This window comes from Candidatus Binataceae bacterium (genome assembly GCA_035500095.1).
Lineage (GTDB): Bacteria > Desulfobacterota > Binatia > Binatales > Binataceae > JAKAVN01.
On record DATJXN010000045.1, the window covers coordinates 1 to 6888 of the forward strand.

Here is a 6888-nt window from a genome sequence, read left to right on the forward strand (position 1 = left end):
ACACTGACGGGGATCGATATTGTGCGGTCCGCTACGGCTGCACGCAGGTGTGAGAGATCGCCAGGTGTCGCGACAGCTTGCCACCCGGAGCGTTGGAGCACCGCGCCGTTGTAAAGATGGTTCCAGGCTGACGTGTCGAAATACGCGACCGAAACCAACAGCTATCTCGCAGGCCGCACCGAAAACAGCAGACGCCAGTTTACTCGAGGGCAAACGTGAGCGAAGACCGAGATCGGCACCAGAATCGGCACCAGCTTGAGCGCGCCTAGAATCGTACGTGCGCTTAGGTCGGTTAAGTCCTTCTCTCCGTGTGGGATTAATTGGAGCGGGTGATCGGTTTCGAACCGACGACCTTGTGCTTGGCAAGCACACGCTCTACCAACTGAGCTACACCCGCCCCCAGGCGTTTATCTGTCCTCGCGCGGTCGGCGCGCGGCCGGATAGATGGGTTTATAAGTCCGTTCGCGCCTTGTCAAACCGCGGCGCGCCGCGCCGCCGGCGCGATCCGCGGCCGCAGCACCGCCCGCGCCTTAAGATAATAGTCCACGCCCGACCACACGGTCACCGCCGTCGCGATCCACAAAAGGAACATCCCGGCGGCGAAAAAGTCCACGTGGAAATAGACGTAATTGATGAGCAGCCCCTGGATCGCCATCGACTGCAGCACCATCTTGTACTTGCCCAACTCCTCGGCCGCCATCACCTGCCCCTCTGCCGCAGCCATCGCGCGGAGCCCCGTGACTGCGATCTCCCGCGTCACAAGCACGACCACCATCCAGGCCGGCACGCGCGGAAACCGCGGCATCGCTGCGAGCATGATGAGCGCGGACGAGATCACCAGCTTGTCTGCGAGCGGATCGAGAAACTTGCCGAGCGTGGTGCCCGAGCCGTAGCTGCGCGCGATATAACCGTCGAAGAAGTCGCTGAGCGTCGCGACGAAGAACACACCGGCCGCCATCGCAGAGGGCCCCGGCGCCGGATACATCAGCAGCCACACCAGCACCGGCACCAGCGCGATGCGCATCAGGGTCAGCAGATTCGGTGCGGTCAGCTCCATGACGCGGTTTCGAGGTCTCCTTTTCTGCCTGCCGCGCTCTCCCTCGACGCCTCGCTGCGAGCCTTCCCCACATCAAGGATATGGCAATCCTCCAAGTAGAGCAATCAAGCGTGCAGAAGCGTCGCGTCAGGCGGCCGCAGAATTTCCCTCAGAATTTACCGTAGGGTTTCTTGTCCCGCCCCTTCCCATTGGCAAAACCTGCACGGAGACTCCCTGGTTCCTGCTGCGACGACACGGACGACGGCGCTTCGCCTTGACGGGCCGCGCCGGGCGCGCATACGGTCGATCATGAGCCTGTTTCGCATGCGCCTGTTTCACATGCGACTGTTTGAAACGACCGAATCGACACTGCAGCGCGGCGTCGTCGCGCCGCGCGCCGCCTCCGTAGCGCGCGGACTGGACGCCAACACCGCCGCCGGGCCAACGCGATGAGCGCGCGGCAAGGCGCCGCGTTCGCGAGCGACTACCTGGTTATCGGCGGCGGTATCGCGGGACTCACCTTCGCGATCAAGGCGGCCGAGACCGGCACCGTCACGGTGTTGACCAAGGCCGCGAGCGGCGAAGCCAACACCGCCTACGCGCAGGGCGGAATCGCGAGCGTCTGGAGCGTGGACGACTCTTTCGAGTCGCACGTCGACGACACCCTGCGCGCCGGCGCCGGGCTCTGCAACCGGCGCGCCGTCGAGACGATCGTGCGCGACGGCCCCGAGGCCGTGCGCGAGCTTATCGCGCTCGGCACGCGCTTCACCCGCGTCGAGGAGGGCGGCGAGGACGAATATGACCTCGGCCGCGAAGGCGGCCACAGCCATCGCCGCGTGCTCCACGCGCAGGACCTCACGGGGCGCGAGATCATGCGCGCGCTCGGCGAGGTGGCGGCCGCCCGGCGCAATATCCGCGTGCTCGAGAACAAGATCGCGGTCAACCTGCTGATCGAGCCGGGCGCGACGGACACCGGCGCCGCTCGCGGCGGCGCGCGATGCTGGGGCGCGTACGTCCTCGACCGCGCAAGTGGCGCGGTGGACAAGTTCGTAGCGCGCGCGACGCTGCTCGCAACCGGCGGCGCCGGCAAGGTGTACCTCTACACGACCAACCCCGACATCGCGTCGGGCGACGGCGTCGCGATGGCCTATCGGGCGGGCGCGCCCGTCGCCAACATGGAATTCATCCAGTTCCATCCGACCTGCCTCTATCATCCGGCCGCCAAGTCGTTCCTCATCTCGGAGGCGCTGCGCGGCGAAGGCGCGATCCTGCGGCTGCCCGACGGCACGCCCTTCATGAAGCGCTACCATCTCGACGCCGAACTCGCGCCGCGCGACGTCGTGGCGCGGGCGATCGATTCCGAGATGAAGCGGCACGGGCTCGACTACGTGCTGCTCGACATCAGCCATCGGCCGGCCGATTTCGTGCACGGGCGCTTTCCAAATATCTTCAACCGATGCTTGAGTTTTGGTTTCGACCTCACCAGCGCGCCGATTCCCGTCGTTCCGGCGGCTCATTACATGTGCGGCGGAGTGATGACGGACCTGACCGCGCGCACTTCGATTGCGCAGCTATACGCGGCGGGCGAGACCGCGATGACGGGGTTGCACGGCGCGAACCGGCTCGCCTCGAACTCGCTGCTCGAGGCGGCGGTGATGGGCCGGCGGGCTGCTCTCGCGGCGCATGACGATATCGCCGATACGGGAGAGCGGCGTGCGCCCGAGTTCCCCGGATGGAACCCCGGGCGCGCGATCCGCAGCGAGGAGCGCGTGCTGATAACCCAGAGCTGGGACGAGGTTCGCCGATTGATGTGGAACTACGTCGGGATCGTGCGGAGCGACGAGCGGCTCGAGCGCGCGATGCGCCGCCTGCAGCTAATCAAGCAGGAGGTCCACGGCTATTACTGGGAGCATCTGATCGACTCGGATCTTATCGAGCTGCGCAACCTGGTCGAGGTCGCTGAGCTGGTCGTGCGCTCGGCGGCGACACGCAAGGAGTCGCGCGGCCTGCACTACACTATCGATTATCCCGACCGCGACGACGCAAAGTGGCTGCACGACACGGTGATCGCGAAGGGCGCATAGCGGACGCGCCCGCGCGGTCAGCCGACGAGGCTCCTAACTTACGCGCTCGGCGGGAGCGGCTGCCTTCGGGGCGTTGGCCTCGAAGTTGTACGCGAGCTTGTCGCCGGCAACGTCGACCTTCGCCACGCCGCCCTTGCTGAGCGCGCCGAACAGCACCTGGTCGGCCAGCGCGCGCGCAATCTCGGCTTCGATCAGCCGTCCGAGCGGCCGCGCGCCGAAGCGCGGATCGTAGCCCTTCTCCGCGAGCCATTTTCTCGCCGCTTCCGAGACTTCGAGCTTCACCTTCTGCGCCGCCAGCCGCTCGGCGAGTTCGCCGATGAACTTGTCCACCACCCGGGCGATGATCTCGGGGCCGAGCCCCGCGAACTCGATTATCGCGGAGAGGCGGTTGCGGAACTCCGGACTGAACATCCGGTCGATCGCGTTTCGCGGATTGCCGGTCGCAATGCCGGTGCCGAACCCGATCATCGTGCGCGCCAGTTCCTGCGCGCCGGCGTTGGTGGTCATTACGATAATAACGTTGCGGAAATCGGCCTTGCGTCCGTTGTTGTCGGTGAGCGTCGCATGGTCCATCACCTGCAACAGGATGCTGAACAGGTCGGGATGGGCCTTCTCGATCTCGTCGAGCAGCAGCACGCAATGCGGGTTCTTGTTGATCGCATCGGTCAAAAGGCCGCCCTGGTCGAAACCGACGTATCCGGGGGGGGCGCCGATCAGACGCGAGACCGTGTGGCGCTCCATGTATTCGCTCATGTCGAACCGCAGGAACTCGACGCCCATCACCTTGGCGAGCTGGCGCGCGACCTCGGTCTTGCCGACGCCGGTCGGGCCGGCGAACAGAAACGCGCCCACCGGACGGTCCGGATGCGCAAGGCCCGAGCGCGCGAGCTTGATCGCGCGCGCAACCGCCTCGATCGCCGGGTCCTGTCCGAAGACCGCCTGCTTGAGCTCGGCTTCGAGATTCTGCAGGCGCGAGCGGTCGCTGGAGGAGACGGTGCGCTCCGGGATTCGCGCCATCCGCGCCACGGTCCGCTCCGAGTCGCGGGCGCCCACGGTTACCGTCTCGGAGCCGGGCGCGCGCAAGCGCGCCGCAACTCCGGCCTCGTCCATCACGTCGATCGCCTTGTCGGGCAGATAACGGTCGTTGATATAGCGCGACGACAGATCGACCGCCGCGCGGATCGCGGGCGCGGTGTAGCGGACGTTGTGATGCTTTTCGTAGTAGCTCTTGAGCCCGTTGAGAATCTGCACCGCCTCTTCCACGGTCGGTTCGGATACCTCGATCCGTTGAAAACGCCGTCCGAGCGCCTTGTCGCGATCGAACGAGCGTTTGTATTCCTGGTAGGTCGTCGAACCGATACAGCGCAGCTCGCCGGAGGCGAGCGCCGGTTTGAGCAGGTTGGACGCGTCCATCGTCGAGCCCGACGCGGACCCGGCGCCTACGATGGTGTGAATCTCGTCGATGAAGAGCACGATTTTCGGATTGCCCGACGCGGCCTTGATCACGGCCTTGAGCCGCTGCTCGAAATCGCCGCGAAAACGCGTGCCCGCGAGCAGCGCGCCCATGTCGAGCGCGTAGATCTCGACGCCCTTGAGCGCCTCGGGCACGCGGCCCTCGTGAATCGCGAGCGCCAGGCCTTCGGCGAGCGCGGTCTTACCGACGCCGGCCTCGCCGACGAACACCGGGTTGTTCTTGCGCCGGCGAAGCAGGATATGCACGGCGCGCTCGATTTCGTTCTTGCGCCCGATCAGCGGATCGATCTTGCCCTTGGCTGCGCGCTCAGCCAGGTTTATCGCGTAGCGCTTGAGCGCGCGCGCCGGAGAGACCTTCGGCGGACCCTCTTCGTCCTCTTCGTTCTCGGCCTCCTCGTGCTCGTCGTCGCCGTCGGCCTCTGCCTCGTTGGCGCCGCGCACCTGCCGGTCCTCGTCCGCGCCGACCTTGGAGACGCCGTGGGAAATGAAATTGATCACGTCGAAGCGGGAGACGCCCTCCTCCTGCAGGAAGTAGAGCGCGTACGACTCGGCCTCCTGGAACATCGCGATCAGCACCGCGGGGCCGTTTATCTCGCGCCGCCCGGCCGATTGCGCGTGCACCGCCGCGCGCTGCAGCGCCCGCTGCACGCCGGTCGCGTAGCGCGGCGTGACTTCGACCCCGCGGCCCATCCGCTCGACTCCGTCGTCGAGGTAGCCCTGGAGCTTACGGCGGAGCGAATCGATATTCGCGCCGCACTGCTTGAGCACGTTGCTGGTGGTGAAATCATGGAGCATCGCGTACAGCACGTGCTCCAGGCAGACGTATTCATGGCGCCGGCTTTGCGCTTCGGTCATCGCCAACTGCAGCGTGACCTGCAACTCGCGGCTAAGCATCACGCCCGGCGAGGCCATCGCCCGACTCCTCTTTGCACCCGCTGCATCCGGTGTCGATTATGCTTGGCATACTGTCCAAGTTAACCATCAAATGAGAATAATCATCAAAGCCGCAGAGCGGCAAAATTCAACGCGCCGCCTCAGGCCTTCTCCATGACGCATTTCAGCGGAAATTCGCTCTGACGCGCGAGTTCGTCCACCGTCCGCACCTTGGTCTCGGCGATCTCGTAGGGAAACACGCCCGCCACGCCCATCCCGTTCTGATGCACGTGCAGCATGATCCGGGTCGCTTCGGCATGCTCCTTGTGAAAGACCACCTTCAGGATCTCGACCACGAACTCCATCGGCGTGTAGTCGTCGTTGAGCAGGATGACCTTGTACATCTGCGGCTTTTTGGTGCGAGTCTCGGGCCGCGTGCGCCGTTCGACGACCGTGTCGCCGTCGCCGGGCTGGCCGCCACGGACGCCCTCGCCGTCGCGCCTGCGCGCCTGTGCATCCCGTCGTAAAAGTTCGCCGCTCATCGTTCCACTAGAATAGCAAATCGGCGCATGGTCTTGGGAGCATAGCCGGAGCGTTGCCGTGAGCATCTCCCCAAGGCCCCTATGCGGCGGCGTCCGGCACGGCTAAGCTCGCCCATAAGCTGCGATGGCACGGCACGACAACAAGGACGCGGTGGCGCGCGACGCGGACGGGAAAACCACGACGATCGAAGTCTCCGTCGTCGAAGGAATCGATCGCATCGCGCGCGAGGATTGGAACGCGCTGCTCGCGGAAGACGACAGCCCTTTCGTCGATTGGGACTGGCTCTTCGCGATGGAAAACTCCAGGAGCGCGGCACGGGCCAGCGGATGGGCGCCGTGCCATCTTACGATCCATCGCGGCAAAAAACTGATCGCAGCCTGCCCGCTTTATCTCAAGAGCCACAGCATGGGCGAGTTCGTGTTCGACCAGGGATGGGCTGACGCGGCCGAGCGCAGCGGTATCCGCTATTATCCCAAGCTCTTGGCCGGCGTGCCATTCACACCACACGGCGGGCGGCGCTTTCTCTCCGCGCCCGGCGTGGCGCGGGCGCCGATGGTCGCGGCGCTGGGGCGCGCGCTCACCCAGCTTTGCGCGGACAACAAGCTCTCCTCCGTGCACGTCAACTTCTGCCTCCCCGACGAGGCGGCGGCGCTCCGCGAACTTGGATTTCTCGAGCGCCTCGGCTACCAGTACCACTGGCGCAACGCCGGCTTCGCCACCTTCGACGACTACCTCGGAGCGCTCAAGAGCAAACGCCGCTACGCCGTACGCCATGAGCGCGCGGCGCTGGTCGCCCAGGGCGTAACGATCAAGGTGCACGCGGGCGACAATGTCCCCGACACGATTTTCGGTCCGATGTTCGATCTCTACCTTTCGACG

Annotated in this window: 5 protein-coding genes and 1 tRNA gene; 2 read left to right on the forward strand and 4 right to left on the reverse strand. The window is 65.5% G+C overall.

Translation table 11 applies throughout. The annotated features are described in order from the left end of the window. Positions 1 to 321: 321 nt before the first annotated feature. Together VMI09_05260 and pgsA are read right to left on the reverse strand one after the other, a co-directional pair. Positions 322 to 397, reverse strand: a tRNA-Gly gene (locus VMI09_05260). A 75-nt stretch (positions 398 to 472) separates the two neighbouring features. Further along, positions 473 to 1057, reverse strand: coding sequence for a CDP-diacylglycerol--glycerol-3-phosphate 3-phosphatidyltransferase (pgsA, locus tag VMI09_05265; protein ID HTQ24084.1), 585 nt, complete (start codon positions 1055 to 1057; stop codon positions 473 to 475). 428 nt (positions 1058 to 1485) lie between these two features. Here pgsA and nadB point away from each other — a divergent pair, with 428 nt between their 5' ends. Then, positions 1486 to 3120 carry an L-aspartate oxidase gene (gene nadB, locus VMI09_05270; protein HTQ24085.1) on the forward strand — a complete coding sequence of 545 codons (1635 nt, stop codon included), beginning with the start codon at positions 1486 to 1488 and terminating at the stop codon, positions 3118 to 3120. 33 nt (positions 3121 to 3153) lie between these two features. Here the strand turns inward: nadB and clpA are convergent, their stop codons facing one another. Continuing rightward, the gene (gene clpA / locus VMI09_05275) at positions 3154 to 5505 is read right to left on the reverse strand and encodes an ATP-dependent Clp protease ATP-binding subunit ClpA (protein HTQ24086.1); all 2352 of its coding nucleotides are present in this window, start codon (positions 5503 to 5505) and stop codon (positions 3154 to 3156) included. A 122-nt stretch (positions 5506 to 5627) separates the two neighbouring features. Then, entirely contained in the window at positions 5628 to 6008 is a 381-nt protein-coding gene (gene clpS, locus VMI09_05280; protein HTQ24087.1) for an ATP-dependent Clp protease adapter ClpS, read from the reverse strand. A 124-nt stretch (positions 6009 to 6132) separates the two neighbouring features. Between clpS and VMI09_05285 the strand changes: the two genes are divergently transcribed. Beyond that, a partial coding sequence (locus tag VMI09_05285) for a peptidogalycan biosysnthesis protein (protein HTQ24088.1) occupies positions 6133 to 6888 on the forward strand: 756 nt, incomplete at its 3' end.